12 protein-coding genes and 1 tRNA gene are annotated in these 15,849 nt (G+C 33.6%); 10 read left to right on the top strand and 3 right to left on the bottom strand.

The features are described from left to right. Positions 1-79 precede the first annotated feature (79 nt). The 8 genes from AC2D6V_RS08490 to AC2D6V_RS08525 all read left to right on the top strand — a co-directional run bounded on the left by AC2D6V_RS08490 (position 80) and on the right by AC2D6V_RS08525 (position 11,893). Positions 80-3,601 carry a molybdopterin-dependent oxidoreductase gene (locus AC2D6V_RS08490; protein WP_484647661.1) on the top strand — a complete coding sequence of 1,174 codons (3,522 nt, stop codon included), beginning with the start codon at positions 80-82 and terminating at the stop codon, positions 3,599-3,601. Continuing rightward, entirely contained in the window at positions 3,601-5,031 is a 1,431-nt protein-coding gene (locus tag AC2D6V_RS08495; RefSeq protein ID WP_484647662.1) for a rubredoxin, read from the top strand. The genes AC2D6V_RS08490 and AC2D6V_RS08495 overlap by 1 nt, the downstream gene beginning before the upstream one ends. A gap of 56 nt (positions 5,032-5,087) precedes the next feature. Beyond that, a complete protein-coding gene (locus tag AC2D6V_RS08500; protein WP_484647663.1) occupies positions 5,088-5,846 on the top strand; it encodes a Crp/Fnr family transcriptional regulator in 759 nt (252 codons plus the stop codon). Between the two features lie 255 nt (positions 5,847-6,101). Further along, entirely contained in the window at positions 6,102-7,496 is a 1,395-nt protein-coding gene (locus AC2D6V_RS08505; RefSeq protein ID WP_484647664.1) for a CmpA/NrtA family ABC transporter substrate-binding protein, read from the top strand. Between the two features lie 30 nt (positions 7,497-7,526). Then, the gene (locus AC2D6V_RS08510; RefSeq protein WP_484647665.1) at positions 7,527-8,633 is read left to right on the top strand and encodes an ABC transporter permease; all 1,107 of its coding nucleotides are present in this window, start codon (positions 7,527-7,529) and stop codon (positions 8,631-8,633) included. Between the two features lie 142 nt (positions 8,634-8,775). Next, positions 8,776-9,624: an ABC transporter ATP-binding protein gene (locus tag AC2D6V_RS08515; RefSeq protein ID WP_484647666.1), complete on the top strand. Its 849-nt coding sequence runs from the start codon at positions 8,776-8,778 to the stop codon at positions 9,622-9,624. Positions 9,625-9,633: 9 nt separating this feature from the next. Then, on the top strand, positions 9,634-10,464 hold the full coding sequence (locus tag AC2D6V_RS08520; RefSeq protein WP_484647667.1) for an ABC transporter ATP-binding protein: 831 nt from the start codon (positions 9,634-9,636) through the stop codon (positions 10,462-10,464). 151 nt (positions 10,465-10,615) lie between these two features. Next, the gene (locus AC2D6V_RS08525) at positions 10,616-11,893 is read left to right on the top strand and encodes an alginate export family protein (protein ID WP_484647668.1); all 1,278 of its coding nucleotides are present in this window, start codon (positions 10,616-10,618) and stop codon (positions 11,891-11,893) included. A gap of 219 nt (positions 11,894-12,112) precedes the next feature. Here the strand turns inward: AC2D6V_RS08525 and AC2D6V_RS08530 are convergent, their stop codons facing one another. Next, the gene (locus AC2D6V_RS08530) at positions 12,113-12,586 is read right to left on the bottom strand and encodes a hypothetical protein (protein ID WP_484647669.1); all 474 of its coding nucleotides are present in this window, start codon (positions 12,584-12,586) and stop codon (positions 12,113-12,115) included. Positions 12,587-12,743: 157 nt separating this feature from the next. Between AC2D6V_RS08530 and trxB the strand changes: the two genes are divergently transcribed. Together trxB and AC2D6V_RS08540 are read left to right on the top strand one after the other, a co-directional pair. Next, entirely contained in the window at positions 12,744-13,724 is a 981-nt protein-coding gene (trxB, locus tag AC2D6V_RS08535) for a thioredoxin-disulfide reductase (RefSeq protein WP_484647670.1), read from the top strand. Between the two features lie 99 nt (positions 13,725-13,823). After that, a tRNA-Pro gene (locus AC2D6V_RS08540) sits at positions 13,824-13,898 on the top strand. A 156-nt stretch (positions 13,899-14,054) separates the two neighbouring features. Here AC2D6V_RS08540 and AC2D6V_RS08545 read toward each other — a convergent pair. Continuing rightward, a complete protein-coding gene (locus AC2D6V_RS08545) occupies positions 14,055-14,333 on the bottom strand; it encodes a hypothetical protein (protein WP_484647671.1) in 279 nt (92 codons plus the stop codon). Position 14,334: 1 nt separating this feature from the next. Continuing rightward, on the bottom strand, positions 14,335-15,471 hold the full coding sequence (locus tag AC2D6V_RS08550; protein ID WP_484647672.1) for a primase C-terminal domain-containing protein: 1,137 nt from the start codon (positions 15,469-15,471) through the stop codon (positions 14,335-14,337). Between the last annotated feature and the right edge of the window lie 378 nt (positions 15,472-15,849).

Below are 15,849 nucleotides of genomic sequence, written 5' to 3' on the forward strand. Positions count from 1 at the left end.
TTGTGGTATTCTGAATAATACTAAATGGGCTTGTGTTAGGAAAAATTATTGTTTTAATTAGTAGTAAAGTTAGGTCTGAATGATTAAAAGCGAAGTAAAAACAACATGCTCTTATTGTGGTGTAGGCTGCGGGATTATTGTTAAGAAAGACACTAACGATAAAGTTTTTGTTGAGGGTGATAAAGACCATCCTGTAAACAAAGGTATGCTATGTTCTAAAGGCATGAATTTGCATTACGTAGCTAACGATACTTCAGATAGAATTCTATACCCAGAAATGCGTTGGAGTAGATCGCATCCTCTTGAACGAGTAAGTTGGGACGATGCATTAGATAGAGCAGCAGGTGTTTTTAAATCTATCATAAAAAAGTATGGTCCAGATAGTGTTGGGTTTTATGTTTCTGGACAAAGTTTAACCGAAGAATATTATATTGCTAATAAGCTTACTAAAGGGTTTTTAGGAACAAATAACATTGATACGAATTCAAGATTATGTATGAGTTCTGCTGTGGTAGGATATAAAAAAACCTTTGGAGAAGATAGTGTACCAATTTCCTATGATGATATTGAGTTAGCTGATACATTTTTAATAACAGGTGCTAATCCCGCATGGTGTCATCCTATTTTATTTAGGCGCATTGAAAAGCGTAAAGAAGATAATCCTGATGTAAAAATTATTGTTATCGATCCAAGAAAAACAGACACCGCTAATTTTGCCGATTTGCATTTGCAATTGCTTCCAGGAACAGATGTCATCTTATATAATGCTATAGGAAGGTGTTTATACAAACGTGGTTTAATAGATGAAGATTTTATAAATAACCATACTGAAGGTTTTCAAGACTATAAGGATTTAATTTTTAAAACCTCTTTAAGGCAAGCATCTAAACTATGTGGTGTTTCTGAAAGAGAGATTCAAAAGGCAGCAGATATTATTGGGCTTTCAAAGGGTTTCATAAGTATGTGGGCGATGGGACTTAATCAAAGTGTGGTAGGTACCGATAAAAATGTGTCACTCTTAAATTTATCGTTAATTACGGGGCAGGTTGGAAAACCTGGCTCAGGCCCTTTTTCTTTAACAGGACAACCAAATGCAATGGGCGGTCGTGAGGTAGGAGGCATGGCGAATTTGTTAGCAGTTCATAAAGATTTAGGTAACGAAGAACATCGTAGAGAAGTCGCGCAGTTTTGGGGTGTTAATAAAATCAACCCTAAACTAGGGTTAACAGCTACCGAAATGTTTGATGCTTTAGAAAGTGGTAAAATGAAAGCCATTTGGATAGCTTGTACAAATCCATTGGTGAGTTTGCCAAATTTGAATCGTATTGAGAAAGCCATGAAAAATGCAAAATTTGTTGTGGTTCAAGAGATATCACATAAATCTGATACAGTCGCTTTTGCAGATTTAGTACTGCCAGCAGCAGGATGGTTAGAAAAGGAAGGTACAATGACCAATTCTGAAAGGCGAATTTCATATTTACCTAAAGAAATAGATGCTCCGGGAGAAGCAAGACCAGATGTTGAAATTTTCTGCGATTTTGCACAACGAATGGGTTTCCGTGGATTTAATTATAATAATGCTAGTGAAATATATGATGAGTATGCATCTATGACCAAAGGGACGAATATTGATGTATCATTTCTTAATTATGATAGATTAAAAAATGAAGGCACTTTCCAATGGCCAGTCCCAAAGTACAGACACCGAGGTACACCTCGTTTATTTGAAGATAAAAAGTTTTATACGTCTTCACAGAAAGCACAGTTTAATTTGCCAAGTACTATTGAAAATACATCTATACAACCAACTTCAGATTATCCATTAATATTAACTACAGGTCGTGTGCGAGATCAATGGCATACCATGACAAAAACAGGAAAGGTATCACGTTTAAAAACACATTATCCAACCCCTGTTTTAGAAATACACCCCGTAGATGCCTATTTAAATAAGGTTAAGGATGGTGATATTACCGAGATTAAAAGTGAGAACGGTGTGGTTCGTGTACGTGCAAGTATTACAGAAAACATTAAAAAAGGCGTGGTGTTTTTACCAATGCACTGGGGAAAACAATTGCAAAGTAATTTAAACAGGGCAAATAATTTAACGAATACACATGTTGACCCTGTGTCAAAAGAACCAGACTTTAAGTTTACCTGTGTTTCAGTTTCAAAATATAAAAAATCAGTAGAAAAAATAATTGTTGTTGGTGCTGGAGCTGCAGCATTCAGGTTCATTCAAAATTATAGAGAGCAAAATGAGGCAGATGAAATCCATGTGTTTTCAAAAGAACCAAATTTGTTTTATAACAGAGTGTTGTTGCCAGAGTATGTTACCGAAGAATTAACTTGGGAACAACTTTTAAAAATTAAGGAAAAAGAGCTGGATAAACTCAATATCCATTTGCATCCTGAAACTTTTATTACAAACATAGAAAAAGCAGGCAAGGAGGTAACGGATAGTAACGATGAGGTTCATCATTTTGATAAATTAATATTAGCAACAGGTAGTCGATCGTTTATTCCAAAAGATGTTCAAATAGATTTACCTGGGCGTTTTACCATGCGTAACAAAAGTGATGCAGATAGTTTTAAAAGCTATTTGGATGCTACAGGGTTGCCTTCTGAAGAACAGCATGTGGTTATTGTGGGTGGTGGATTGCTAGGTTTAGAATTGGCAGCAGCCATGAAGCATAAGAATACTAATATTACGATAGTGCAACGAGGTTCTCGTTTAATGGAACGCCAGTTAGATAAAGTATCAAGTAAACTATTAGCTTTAGATGTTCAAGAGCGTGGCATTCAAATTTATTTTGATAATGAAGTGAGTACGGTGTTTGATGATGATGATACAAGCGAATTAAACATCACTTTAAAAAGTGGAAAATTTATCACTGCCAATGCTATTGTATATGCTATAGGTACTATCCCAAATATTGAAATAGCTCGAGAAAATGGCATAAATTGTAGCCGAGGTGTTAAGGTAAATCAGCATTTGCAATCATCACATCCAGATATTTTTGCTGTTGGAGAAATAGCAGAATATAACAATCAATTATTCGGAATTACATCTGCGGCAGAAGAGCAAGCTAATATTTTAGCCAACTTTATTGCAGGCGATATTAGTTGTTCATATAAGGGATCTGTATTAATGAATATTCTGAAATTTAATAATTTAAACCTTTGTAGTATTGGTGATATAAATGTGCCAGATAATGATGATAGCTACGAAGAAATCATTTTTACAGACATTAAAAAAAGGTACTACAAAAAGTGTATTGTAAAAGATGATTTGTTGGTTGGTGCTGTTTTAATGGGTGATAAAAATGAATTTGCCGAATTTAAAACCATGATTGAAAGCAAGATTGAAATGGCTGAAAAGCGAGACAAATTGCTTCGTGGCACTTCAAATGATGTTCCTGTATTAGGAAAATTAGTGTGCTCTTGTAGTCAAGTAGGCGCGGGTAATATAGAGGAAGCTATTTCAAAAGGCTGTATAGATTTTACAGAATTATGTAATAAAACTGGAGCTGGTTTAGGTTGTGGTAGTTGTAAAACTGAAGTAAGAGATATTCTTCAAAATTCAAAAGTATTAGCATAATGAAGGAACCTTATAGATTAATGATTAACGGCGGTGTTTTATCACCAGGTGAATTAAAATATATTTGTGATGCTGCTGAGTTTCTAGGTTTAGATGCTATATCTTTTGGGTCTCGCCAAGATATTATTTTTCCTGAGGAAATCGATGAAAAAAAGTTTTCACAGTTTGATAAAATTCAATTTGTAAAACCTAAAAGTGATGGCGTTGAAAATATAGCGTCGTCTTATGTTTCATCTGAAATTTTACCAAGTACTTCATGGTTAACAGGCGAGCGTTATTTGTATGTTTTAGAACAGTTTAAGCATAATCCAAAACTTCGTATAAATGTTATAGACCCAAAGCAACGTTTAGTGCCATTATTTACTGGAAATGTTAATTTTATAGCTTCAGAGCATGAAGATTATTGGTATTTATATTTGAGACTACCTGGTTGGAAAAAAACACAAATGTATCCTGCGCTTATTTATAGCTGGGATATGGGTAAAGTTGAATTGGTTATTGAAAATATTTTGATAGAGGAACCCGAAACTATTGAAACCGTTTTTGATTTGGTAAGTGATGCCATAGATTCCAATAACAGAACGGTTGATAAGCCATTGGAAGTTCCTTTTTATCCGTTTCCGTATTACGAAGGGATGAACAGAATTGGTACTGATCGCTATTGGTTGGGTTTGTATTGGCGGAATAATAGGTACGATTTAAAATTTCTGAAAGCTATGTGTGAGTTGTGTTCAGAAAACAAAATTGGAAAAATCTCAATCACACCATGGAAATCATTCATTGTGAAAGGCATCCCGTTACATTCAAAATTAAAATGGGAAAAATTTCTCGGTAAATTTGGTATCAATGTAAGACACTCTATGTTAGAGATGAATTGGCATTTACCTGTAAATGATAAAGATGCATTAAGCTTAAAAAAGTACTTGGTTACTAATTTTGATCAAAATGATATTAGTACCTACGGGTTGACTTTCGGAATTACAAATTTTGATAGCGATACTTACAATTTCACCTCTATTGTTGTAGAGAAGAATGTGCAGCCTGAAACTATTGGGGATTTTAAAATAAGAGATACTTATAACTTACTATATGCTAGGAATTTCGACCCGAATACACGCCAATATATCATGCATGTTCAAGATGTGGATAAGGTTGAGCTTCCTGGCTTGTTAATGGAATTAAGTCAGTTGTATTTTGAGCAATTAGGAACAGAAAAAGAAGATGAAGGCGTTCAGGTTTCTATTGCTGAAACTACTCAGGAAGAGGTTTATCAATGCTCAGAATGTTTGACCATTTATAACGAAATCTATGGCGATATCACACAAAATATTGCTCCAAATACAGCTTTTGAAAATCTTTCTGAAACTTATGAATGTTCACTATGTGAAGCATCTAAAAGTAGTTTTGGAAAGAAAGTTTTATTTAAATGATAATGCTTTCGTTTTATTTCAAAATAGTTAATTATTTTAATTTTAAGATATAAAATTTGCCAATAATAAATCAAAATATAGATTCTACAATAGACAGAAAGTATAGCGTTGCTGAAACATCATGTAGTATGTGCGAGAATAAAAACTGTTTGATAAATAGAAACTTAAGTAATTTTAAAGATTCCCAATTCATTAATAATAAAAACAATATTAAATGTAAAAAAGGACAGCAATTTATCATTGAAGGAGCTCCAGTTAATGGCTTGTTTTTTATTTTAAAAGGCACTGTGAAAGTATTTAGAACAGGGATTAATGGTCGTGAACAAATTGTTCGTTTTGCAAAGGAAGGTGAAATTATTGGGCATCGCGGTTTTGGTACTGAAGAGTATTACTCTATTGGTGCAATTGCGTTACAAGATTCTGTTTTATGTTATTTTTCAAAAGAAGATTTACAAGACACACTGCTTGAAAACTCTAAGTTTGCTTACGATATGATGTTGTTTTATGCTAATGAACTTAACAGAAGCGAGAATAAAGTAAAGTCTATTTCTCAAATGACTGTTCGTGAGCGTGTGGTGGATTCTTTATTATATATTCATAGAAAATTCGGTATTTTAAATAACTACATTAATCTGCCTTTAAGCAGAAAAGAATATGCGGATTATGCTGGTACTACTGAAGAGCAAGTGATTCGGGTTTTTTCAAGTCTAAAGAAAGAAGGACTTGTTTCCGCTAGAGGAAAAAAAATATCTATTACTGATGTTCAATTACTTAAAAATGAAATAAGCGAACATAATTACTTCTTAGACGCTTAGATTTTTAAATTTTTTTTGAAATTAATTTCAATTATTTATTACGTTTTATAATTTACTTAGAGGTATTTGTAGTCTACGTATTTGTTTAACTTATTGAAAATCATAGTAATAATTTTATAACCTGTTTTTTAACAGGTTTTTTTATGTTTAAAAAGAGGTTTTTACATGGTAATAATCATGAAATAGAATGTAATCTACTTATATATTTGTCATAAATAAGTATTAATACTTAGATTAATTTAAAAACAACAAAAAATGAAATCTCTAATCAAAAAAACAAATTGGATTTTACCGGTTGCAGTATTACTATTTGCTTGCGGTGGTAAAGACAAAAAGAAAGATGTTGCCGAAGTTGCGGTTGTCGAAACAACAAAAACTAAAACATTAGATATTGAGAAACCACAATTGACTTTTGGTTTTATCAAGTTAACTGATATGGCGCCTTTGGCCATAGCAAAAGAAAAAGGGTTCTTTGAAGATGAGGGATTATTTGTTTCTGTTGAAGCACAGTCCAATTGGAAAAACGTATTAGATCGTGTTATTGATGGTCAATTAGATGGATCGCATATGTTAGCAGGTCAGCCAATTGCTGCTGGAGCTGGTTTTGGAAGACAAGCAGATTTAGTGACACCATTCTCGATGGATTTAAATGGAAATGGTATTACAGTATCTAATGATGTTTGGTCTAAAATGAAACCAAATGTACCAAAAGATGCAGATGGTAAGCCAATTCATCCCATTAAAGCAGAGGCTTTAAAGCCAGTAATTACAGAATATAAAAACTCTGGAAAAGCTTTTAAAATGGGTATGGTATTCCCGGTTTCTACACATAACTACGAAATTAGATACTGGTTAGCTGCGGCTGGAATTCACCCAGGAATGTATACTGCCGATAACGTACAAGGACAAATTGATGCAGAAGTTTTATTATCTGTAACACCTCCACCACAAATGCCAGCTACTCTTGAAGCAGGAACTATTTATGGATATTGTGTTGGTGAACCTTGGAATCAGCAAGCTGTTTTTAAAGGTATAGGAGTGCCAGTAGTAACCAATTATGATATTTGGAAAAACAATCCAGAAAAAGTGTTTGTAATGACGAAGAAATTTGTTGAAGATTATCCTAACACATCAATAGCAGTAACGAAAGCATTAATTAGAGCTGGTAAATGGTTGGATGAACCAAGCAATAGAGCAGAGGCAGTGAAAATATTATCGATGTCTCAATATGTTGGAGCGCCAGAAGAAGTGTTAGCGAATTCTATGACTGGTACTTTCGAATTTGAAAAAGGAGATAAGCGCGATATGCCTGATTTTAACGTGTTCTATAAGTACAATGCAACGTATCCTTTCTATTCTGATGGTATTTGGTTCTTAACCCAAATGAGAAGATGGGGACAAATTCCAGAAGCTAAGGCAGCAGATTGGTATCCTAATACAATTAAAGATATTTACAGACCAGATATCTGGACTAAAGCCGCAAAACTTTTAGTAGAAGAAGGACATATTCCAGTTGGTGATATTCCAACAACAGATGGCTACAAGCCTGCTACTGCTGATTTTATTGATGGAACATCTTACGATGCTAAAAATCCTATTGGATATATCAACAGTTTTAAAATTGGTAACAAGGATAAAGCTGTACAGTAAGGAGTAAAATAAATTAATAAAGAAAAGAAGATGAAGCAAAGTATATCATTGGGAAAAGTAACTCAATTTATAGGGTTAGGATTTTTAAGCACATTAAAAGGCCTATTTACTGGAAAACTGGAAAAGGAAGATTTAAAGAGTTTTCTACGTAAAGTAGTTGTACCGCTTGCTTCTATTCTATTATTTATTGGCCTGTGGCATATGGGTGCAAAATCTTTGTACAACATAGAAGCAGAATTTAAAATAGAAAAGGCACTTAATGATCAAGGACGAGAAGCTGCCGATGCACTACGTACATGTATTGCATCGGGAGATTCTAGTTGCCAACCAAATACATTACCATCACCTATTCAGGTTTGGGGCTCTTATAAATCATTATTAAGAGATCATAACATTATTAGTGCTGATAAAGCTGCATTTATAGATAAAACTGCTGCTTTGAATGAAAAGCGTATTGCAGAAGGTAAAGATGCTATTACGTATACGGGAAGACCTTCATTTGTTGATCAAATATTTAGAAGTTTAAAAACTGTGTTTGCTGGATTTTTATTAGCATTATTTATTGCTGTACCACTAGGCATATTTATAGGATTGAGTCCGACTTTAAAAAGTTCGTTTAATTGGTTTATTCAAATTTTTAAACCCGTATCTCCAGTGGTTTGGTATTTATTGGTGTTTATGATTGTGAAAACATTACTAATAGATTCTAATGAAGATAGCTCTTTTACTATCTCGTTTATTAGTGTTGGTTTATGTTCTATGTGGGCTACTTTAGTTAATACAGCAATGGGTGTATCGAGTGTAGATAAAGATTTTATTAATGTTGCTAAAGTGTTAAAGCTTGGGAACTTTCAGAAAATATTTAAAGTCGTGTTACCATCATCTTTACCATTAATATTTACAGGTTTGAAAATCACCTTATCGGTAGCGTGGATGGTGCTTATCGCTATTGAATTATTAGCCCAGAGCCCAGGTTTAGGTTTGTTTGTTTGGGAGGAATTCCAAAATGGTGCCAACGACTCGAATGCAAAAATTATTGTTGCCATGTTTGTAATTGGTATGATAGGTTTTTTATTAGACAGATTGATGTTAACGATACAGAATTGGGTGTCTTTTGATAAAACAGACGCCATTTAATTTTGCGTTAGGGATTGTAGCGGAAAGCCCGACCCTCATGGTAACGAGCATAAAAAAGTTGATTTGTTTACATGTGGATTCGTTAAGAAGAAATTAAGCGAATGAGTAAGTATAAACAATTAAACGATTAAACATTTTCAAAATGGCATACTTAGAATTAAATAACATTTATAAAACTTATGGACAAGGTGAAAATGAAACCGAGGTACTTTCGAATATTAATTTATCGATTGAGGAAGGTGAATTTGTTGCAATTGTTGGATTTACAGGAAGTGGTAAAACGACTTTGGTAAACTTGATTAATGGTTTGTTGGAGCCAACAAAAGGAGCCGTATTGTTTAAAGGAAAACCTGTGCAGGGGACGAGTCATGAGCGCGGGGTGATTTTTCAGAATTATTCATTGTTGCCATGGTTGACAGTTGGACAGAATATTTTTATGGCAGTTAAGGAAGCCTTTCCGAAAATGAGTAAAAAGGAGTTAAATACTATTGTCGCAGATTATGTTGAGATGGTGAGTTTAACACCTGCTATTAATAAACGTCCTAAAGAATTATCTGGAGGAATGCGCCAGCGTGTCGCGGTTGCAAGAGCACTAGCTATGAAACCCGAGATGATTATTATGGATGAACCTCTTGGGGCTTTAGATGCGTTAACGCGTGGAAACCTTCAAGATGAAATTTTAAATATTTGGGGTAAAGATAAGCGCACAGCTTTATTAATAACGAATGATGTTGATGAAGGTATTTATATGGCAGATCGTATTATTCCTTTACGGCCAGGACCAAATGCTACCTTGGGGCCTGAGTTTAAAATTGATCTTGAGCGTCCTCGAGATAAAACAGAAATGAATGATAATCCAAATTTTAAGAAAACTAGAAATGCCATTATTGAATACTTAATGGATATTGGAAACGAAAGAAAATCTGAAGCTAAAGCGGAATTTGTACTTCCAGATTTGAGTCCGAAAGATTTTGTTAATCAGTTTAAATAAGGGGATGACATGAATACTATAATAGAAAACAAAACAACAATTAGCGTTGCTAATAATGGCCTTTTTCCTTCAAATGACGTGATGTTGGATTTGAAAAATCTTAAGAAAGTATATCCAACACCAAAAGGGGATTATGTAGTTCTTGAAGATTTAAATCTACAAATTCGAAAAGAGGAATTTGTCACCATTATTGGACATTCAGGTTGTGGTAAAACCACCATGCTTTCTATGATAGCTGGGTTAAATCCAATATCGGGGGGGAATATATCGGTTTTAGGTAAGTTTATTAAAGGTCCCGGACCTGATAGAGGTGTCATTTTTCAATCACCAAGTTTAATGCCTTGGATGACATCGCTTCAAAATGTCATGTTAGGTGTTAATAAAGTCTTTCCGCATGCTACCAAAACCCAACGAAATGATATTGCTAAGTATTATTTGCAGAAAGTAGGATTAGAGGATGCGTTTAATAAAAAAGCATCAGAATTGTCTCAAGGGATGCAACAAAGAGTGGGTATTGCAAGAGCGTTTGCTATTAAGCCGAAAGTGCTATTACTTGATGAGCCTTTTGGGATGTTGGATTCTTTAACTAGAGGAGAACTACAAGATATCTTAATTGAAATCTGGAACAAAGAAAAAATTACTGCAGTAATGATTACTCACGATGTTGATGAGGCTATTTTTCTTGCAGATAGAGTGGTAATGATGACTAGCGGACCAAAAGCTAAAATTGGCGATGTATTAGATATTAAATTTGAAAGACCCAGAACTCGTAAATCGGTTTTAGAACACGATGATTATTATAAATACAGAAAGCATTTAATTGACTTTTTAGAACACTAATTAAAGAAAAGCAACTAAAACACTATTGGTTATTAATCAGATTTTGAAACACTTTGTTTTCTAAATCTTAGGATAACTATAACTATACAGAAACAGAAACAGAAATTAATAATAACTCAAAAACAGAATTAAAACTTAAAAACAAGGAAACATGAGAAAGCAATACATTTTAATAGGCTTGATGGCATTGATATTTCAATTTGCACAAGCGCAATTTACTTTAGATGGTGAATTTAGACCAAGAGCAGAATACCGCAACGGATTTGGAAGTTTAATAGCAGATGATGCCGATGCTGGATTTGGTATTTCTACTAGAGCAAGATTAAATGCAGGTTATAAAACAGAAGCATATAAATTTTATTTAAGTATACAAGACGTTATGGTTTGGGGTGAAAATAGACAGATTTTGCCTTATGATCAAAATAACTCTTTTGCTATATTTCAAGCATGGGCTGAAATTAATTTCGGTTCTGGATGGTCAACTAAATTAGGTCGTCAAGTTTTATCCTATGACGATCAACGTATACTTGGTGGTTTAGACTGGGCACAACAAGGACGAAACCATGATGCTGGATTGATTAAATATAAAAAAGATAAATTTATTTTAGATATAGCTTTAGTATTTAATCAGGATTATTCTAATCCAACAGGCTTTGTGAGTTCTGGAACTGCTTATAATACTACAGGCTTCTTTTCTTATAAAACCATGCAGTATGCTTATTTAAAGCAATCTTGGGAAAGTTTTTCTGGAAGTTTATTATTAATGAACAATGGTTTTCAAGAATTTGATGATGCTAGTGCTGCTGATGGTGTTAGTAATTTACAAACATTAGGAACACATTTATATTATAAAAAAGGAAGTTTCGGTGCTGCACTTAACGCCTTTATTCAAACAGGAAAACGCCAGGGGGAAGTGGATGTTAAAGGGGCACATTTATTAGGGCTAGATTTCACGTATAAAGCATCTCCGAAAGTTGGTTTAGGCGCAGGTATTGAAATTATTAGTGGCAATGATGGTGGAGTAGGAGAAACAGGAGCGTTTTTTCCATTGTACGGCACTAACCATAAATTTAATGGATTTATGGATTATTTCTATGTAGGTAACCATGCTAATTCAGTTGGATTAGTAGATATCCATGTAAGTGCTAATTTTAAATTAAGCGAAACCTCTAGCTTAATGGTTAAAGCTTTAAATTTTAGTGGAGAGCAAGATTTACCAAGTGGTGAGAGTGCTTTGGGAACAGAAATAGATATTGTATTTAAAAAGAAGTTTAAAGGGTACGCTTTAGTTGCTGGTTATTCTCAAATGTTTGCTAGCGATGGTATGTATGAATTGAAGGGAATTACTGAAGATGCTGCTGCAAGTGGACAAAACTGGGCATGGGCTATGTTGGTAATTAAGCCTAAGTTTTTTAATGGTAGCAACTAAATTTGAATTTATAGAACAGTTTTTGATTATTTAGTATACTATAAGTAATGCAGTTTGTTTAAATAGTTCTTTTGACGTTAATGTACTTTTCGGCGAACATTAATTGATTAAAAGATAATAACTATAATGTATATGTGACTAATAGAGTCTAATTAATCCTGACACACCGACAAGAAAGCCTTTCATTTGAAAGGCTTTCTTTATTTACAGAATTAATTTTTATTCAAGACGTATATAGTTTTCGGCAAAAATAGGATGACCTAAACTATCAATTTCAATCTGACTAAATTCATTTTCTCCTATTTTAACATTAAATATAAATTCAGTTTTTTCTTTTATCACCTGATTCATTGATTTAGACCCATAATCTAAAATCTCCGTAAGCTGACCATCTTTAACATTATAATCACCAAAAGCAAACCAATCAATTGAGTCAGAAATACGAGTTCTACTCCACATGACTTTAGAAGCAGAATACATTTTTATTTGTTTATTTGTTTTCGACGAAAGAATGGTGTCTGCGGTTCCATCTTCACCATAATTCAAATAACTTACAAGTTTCCATGCACCTTCCAGTGTATTGACTTTGTTTTCCGCCATGTCTAATACTGAACTCTCTTCCAAATTATTTTTTGGATTGTCTTTGCATGAAAAAAATAAAACGATAATAATGAGTAATAGTGAATTTTTCATAGTGTTCTAATTGAAGGATTAATAAAATGATTATTACAAGTTACAAAAAAAACACATACCTAATAAGAGTAAGTTATTATTGCATAAAAACTGTTAATAACTTATATGTAAGTTTTCTATCAAAAATTCTACTTTTGCTTTACAAATAGAATTAATTATGGCAGAGAATATAGAAAAAGTAAAATGTTTAATTATCGGATCGGGACCAGCGGGTTATACCGCAGCAATATATGCTGCAAGAGCCAATATGAAACCTGTTTTATACCAAGGCACGCAACCTGGGGGACAATTAACGACAACAAATGAGGTCGAAAATTTTCCAGGTTATCCAGATGGTGTTACAGGACCAGAAATGATGATGCAATTGCAGGCACAAGCGCAGCGCTTTGAAACTGATGTTCGTGATGGTTGGATTACTAAAGTTGATTTTTCAGAAGAAGTTCATAAAGTATGGGTAAATGAAACTAAGGAAATCCACGCTGATACCATTATTATTTCAACTGGAGCTTCAGCTAAATATTTAGGGTTGGACTCTGAACAAAAATATTTAAAATTAGGCGGGGGTGTTTCGGCATGTGCTGTTTGTGATGGATTCTTTTATAGAAACCAAGAAGTGGTTATAGTTGGAGCTGGAGATTCAGCTTGCGAGGAGGCACATTATTTGTCCAAATTGTGTACAAAAGTAACCATGTTAGTTAGACGAGATGAATTTAGAGCTTCTAAAATTATGGCGGCTAGAGTAAAGAATACCTCCAACATCGAAATTTTATTCAATACCGAAACTGATGAGGTTTTAGGAGATGGACAGGTAGTAACGGGTGTGCGAGTTTTTAATAATCGTACAAATGAAAAACACGAAATACCGGCGACAGGCTTTTTCGTAGCTATTGGACATAAACCAAATACCGATATTTTTAAAGGATTCTTAGACTTAGATGAAACTGGATACATTATTAATGTACCAGGAACATCTAAAACAAATATTGAAGGTGTTTTTGTGTCTGGTGACGCTGCGGACCATGTTTATAGACAAGCTGTTACTGCTGCTGGAACTGGATGTATGGCTGCTTTAGATGCAGAACGTTATCTTGCTGCTAAGGATTCTACATTTGAAGTTTCAACATCTACGTATAACTAAAAAATAAAATAAGCTTATAATTTCAAAGGCCAAAGTGAATTGCTTTGGCTTTTTTGCGTTTTGTAATTATTTAGAAATATCTTTTCTTTGAAATCAATTCGGGATGTGGCGCAGTCCGGTTAGCGTACACGGCTGGGGGTCGTGTGGTCGCAGGTTCAAATCCTGTTATCCCGACTAATTAAACTTTTAAGTATTTGTTTATGAGTGTTTTAAAAAATTCAAGGAACACAAAAAGAACACTGTTTTGTGAATTCCTTGAATTTTTTCAATTTATAGTAGGTTCATTTAAGATTAAGGAAAATAGAGAAAATAGACCTATTGTAAAGTGATTTATATTGGTGCATATTCACTACCTTTATCCGTTAAGTTCGTCTTTCTCCAGGCAGTTCCATACTCGGTGATAACATAACCTTGTTTAACTAAATCGCTCAATGCGGTTTTGACTTTGGCTCTGGACAGACCAATTTCTTTGCCTATCTCACTACAGGTTTTTAGATAGCCACCACCGAATTGCATAACCACTAGGTTTTCACTCAGTATTAAACCTAGAACGAACTTCTGAGTTGGTGTCAGGTCTTTTGATTTTAATAATTTATCTGATAGTATCATTTTATTTCTTTTTGTAGTATGTGTTATTTAATAATTGAATCTCTGACTTGTACAAGTGGTAATATTTCTGAACCGTCTTTTTGTTCATTCCAGCAACTTTTGATAAAGACCTTATGGTTATTTTACCATCTTCTAGAAAGTCCCATTCCTTAATGGCCTTTTCAATCTTTAATTTGCTTTTCTTGACCTTGTCAGCGGCCATAGCATTAATGATTATTTGTCTTTTCTGAGTTGTGGTGAAACAATAGTCTTTGTTGTATATAAATCTTCTTGAGGCGTTAATAACAGGTTTAAGGTCTTTGGGGTCATTCTTCATTATGGATGTAACCATAACCTCTATTTCGTAGTTTTCAAGAGGTGCTGAACACACCTTATTATTGATATTAAGCATAAGCATTAATAAAAGACTAGATTCGATATGCTGGTTTAATGCTCTAATTTGATATGCGATGGATGATAGTATTGAATTTCTATAATTCTCTTCAATCTGATTGTATGGCAGTTTAACTTTGCTATAGTATAGTTTCTCTTTTAGGTCATGTACATCTTCACCATCAAAATCTATTTTTGGTAGTAAATCATTTAAATTATGATACCTGATATCTTGAGGTGATTTTGTACCCATTTCAGTAGTAATAATGGTGGGGGTGATATTTTTACTGAAATGGGGTCTTTTTTCATAATTTGTTTGGCATCCCCAATAATCTGAATTATCGTTAAAGAATAGATTAGGGTCGTATGACAAGACATTAACTTGACCTTTCTTTCTTGCACCATTGTCGCTTTCAATTCCAAGTTCGTTGGATATAAGATTGTAGTTATGACTAAAGTTATCTTGTGTAAGTCCATATACCTTAACCAAGGCTCCACGTCCTTTTCCAGAAAGAGATAGCCAAGAGGCATGCAGCAGAGGATGATTAAAATTAATATTTATATCTTCATCAATATCTAGGTAAATATAGCCTGTTGGGCCAATTATATTCTTATCTCTTCTTATGTTTCTAAAGGTGAAGTTTAAGGTATAACATGGCAAAGAATTCCTTTTAATGGCTTTATACCTAAGAGTATCACAATGATGGACTTCTCTAGCTTCTTTAATTAGATTTAAGTAATTGTCTCCATATTGGATTTTGCTCAAAAAATCTTGAGTACTTATTGACCCAAGTACGTTACTAGAGCTTGTAACGCATTTGTAATAATTTAACATGATTAATAAAAAATTAATCGAATACCGAATCAAGTAGTCTTCTTTATTTTTTTTAACTATTTATATAGTAGAGTCGGCACTCTTCATGTCTTGTTCAGATTACTATAAAAATCTCTTATTAAACAAGACTTATTGAAAGCCCTAGAAACCTAGGGACCATGGATATGGTGCTGTATGAATTTGTTTTAAAGCAGCATCATATCCAAGTTTTATAACCTTAATTTAGGTCTAAGGTTTGACCATGTACTTATTAAATAATTCCTTCATTCTCTTCAAGACCACGTACCTTCCATTTTTTATCGTATCATA

This window comes from Algibacter sp. YIN40 (assembly GCF_057219435.1).

Bases quoted from the DNA above. Each gene is read 5' to 3' on its own strand.
- AC2D6V_RS08495 (WP_484647662.1), top strand. From the start codon at position 3,601: ATGAAGGAACCTTATAGATTAATGATTAACGGCGGTGTTTTATCACCA.
- AC2D6V_RS08545 (WP_484647671.1), bottom strand. From the start codon at position 14,333: ATGATACTATCAGATAAATTATTAAAATCAAAAGACCTGACACCAACT.
- AC2D6V_RS08505 (WP_484647664.1), top strand. From the start codon at position 6,102: ATGAAATCTCTAATCAAAAAAACAAATTGGATTTTACCGGTTGCAGTA.
- trxB (WP_484647670.1), top strand. From the start codon at position 12,744: ATGGCAGAGAATATAGAAAAAGTAAAATGTTTAATTATCGGATCGGGA.
- AC2D6V_RS08490 (WP_484647661.1), top strand. From the start codon at position 80: ATGATTAAAAGCGAAGTAAAAACAACATGCTCTTATTGTGGTGTAGGC.
- AC2D6V_RS08520 (WP_484647667.1), top strand. From the start codon at position 9,634: ATGAATACTATAATAGAAAACAAAACAACAATTAGCGTTGCTAATAAT.
- AC2D6V_RS08525 (WP_484647668.1), top strand. From the start codon at position 10,616: ATGAGAAAGCAATACATTTTAATAGGCTTGATGGCATTGATATTTCAA.
- AC2D6V_RS08515 (WP_484647666.1), top strand. From the start codon at position 8,776: ATGGCATACTTAGAATTAAATAACATTTATAAAACTTATGGACAAGGT.
- AC2D6V_RS08510 (WP_484647665.1), top strand. From the start codon at position 7,527: ATGAAGCAAAGTATATCATTGGGAAAAGTAACTCAATTTATAGGGTTA.
- AC2D6V_RS08530 (WP_484647669.1), bottom strand. From the start codon at position 12,586: ATGAAAAATTCACTATTACTCATTATTATCGTTTTATTTTTTTCATGC.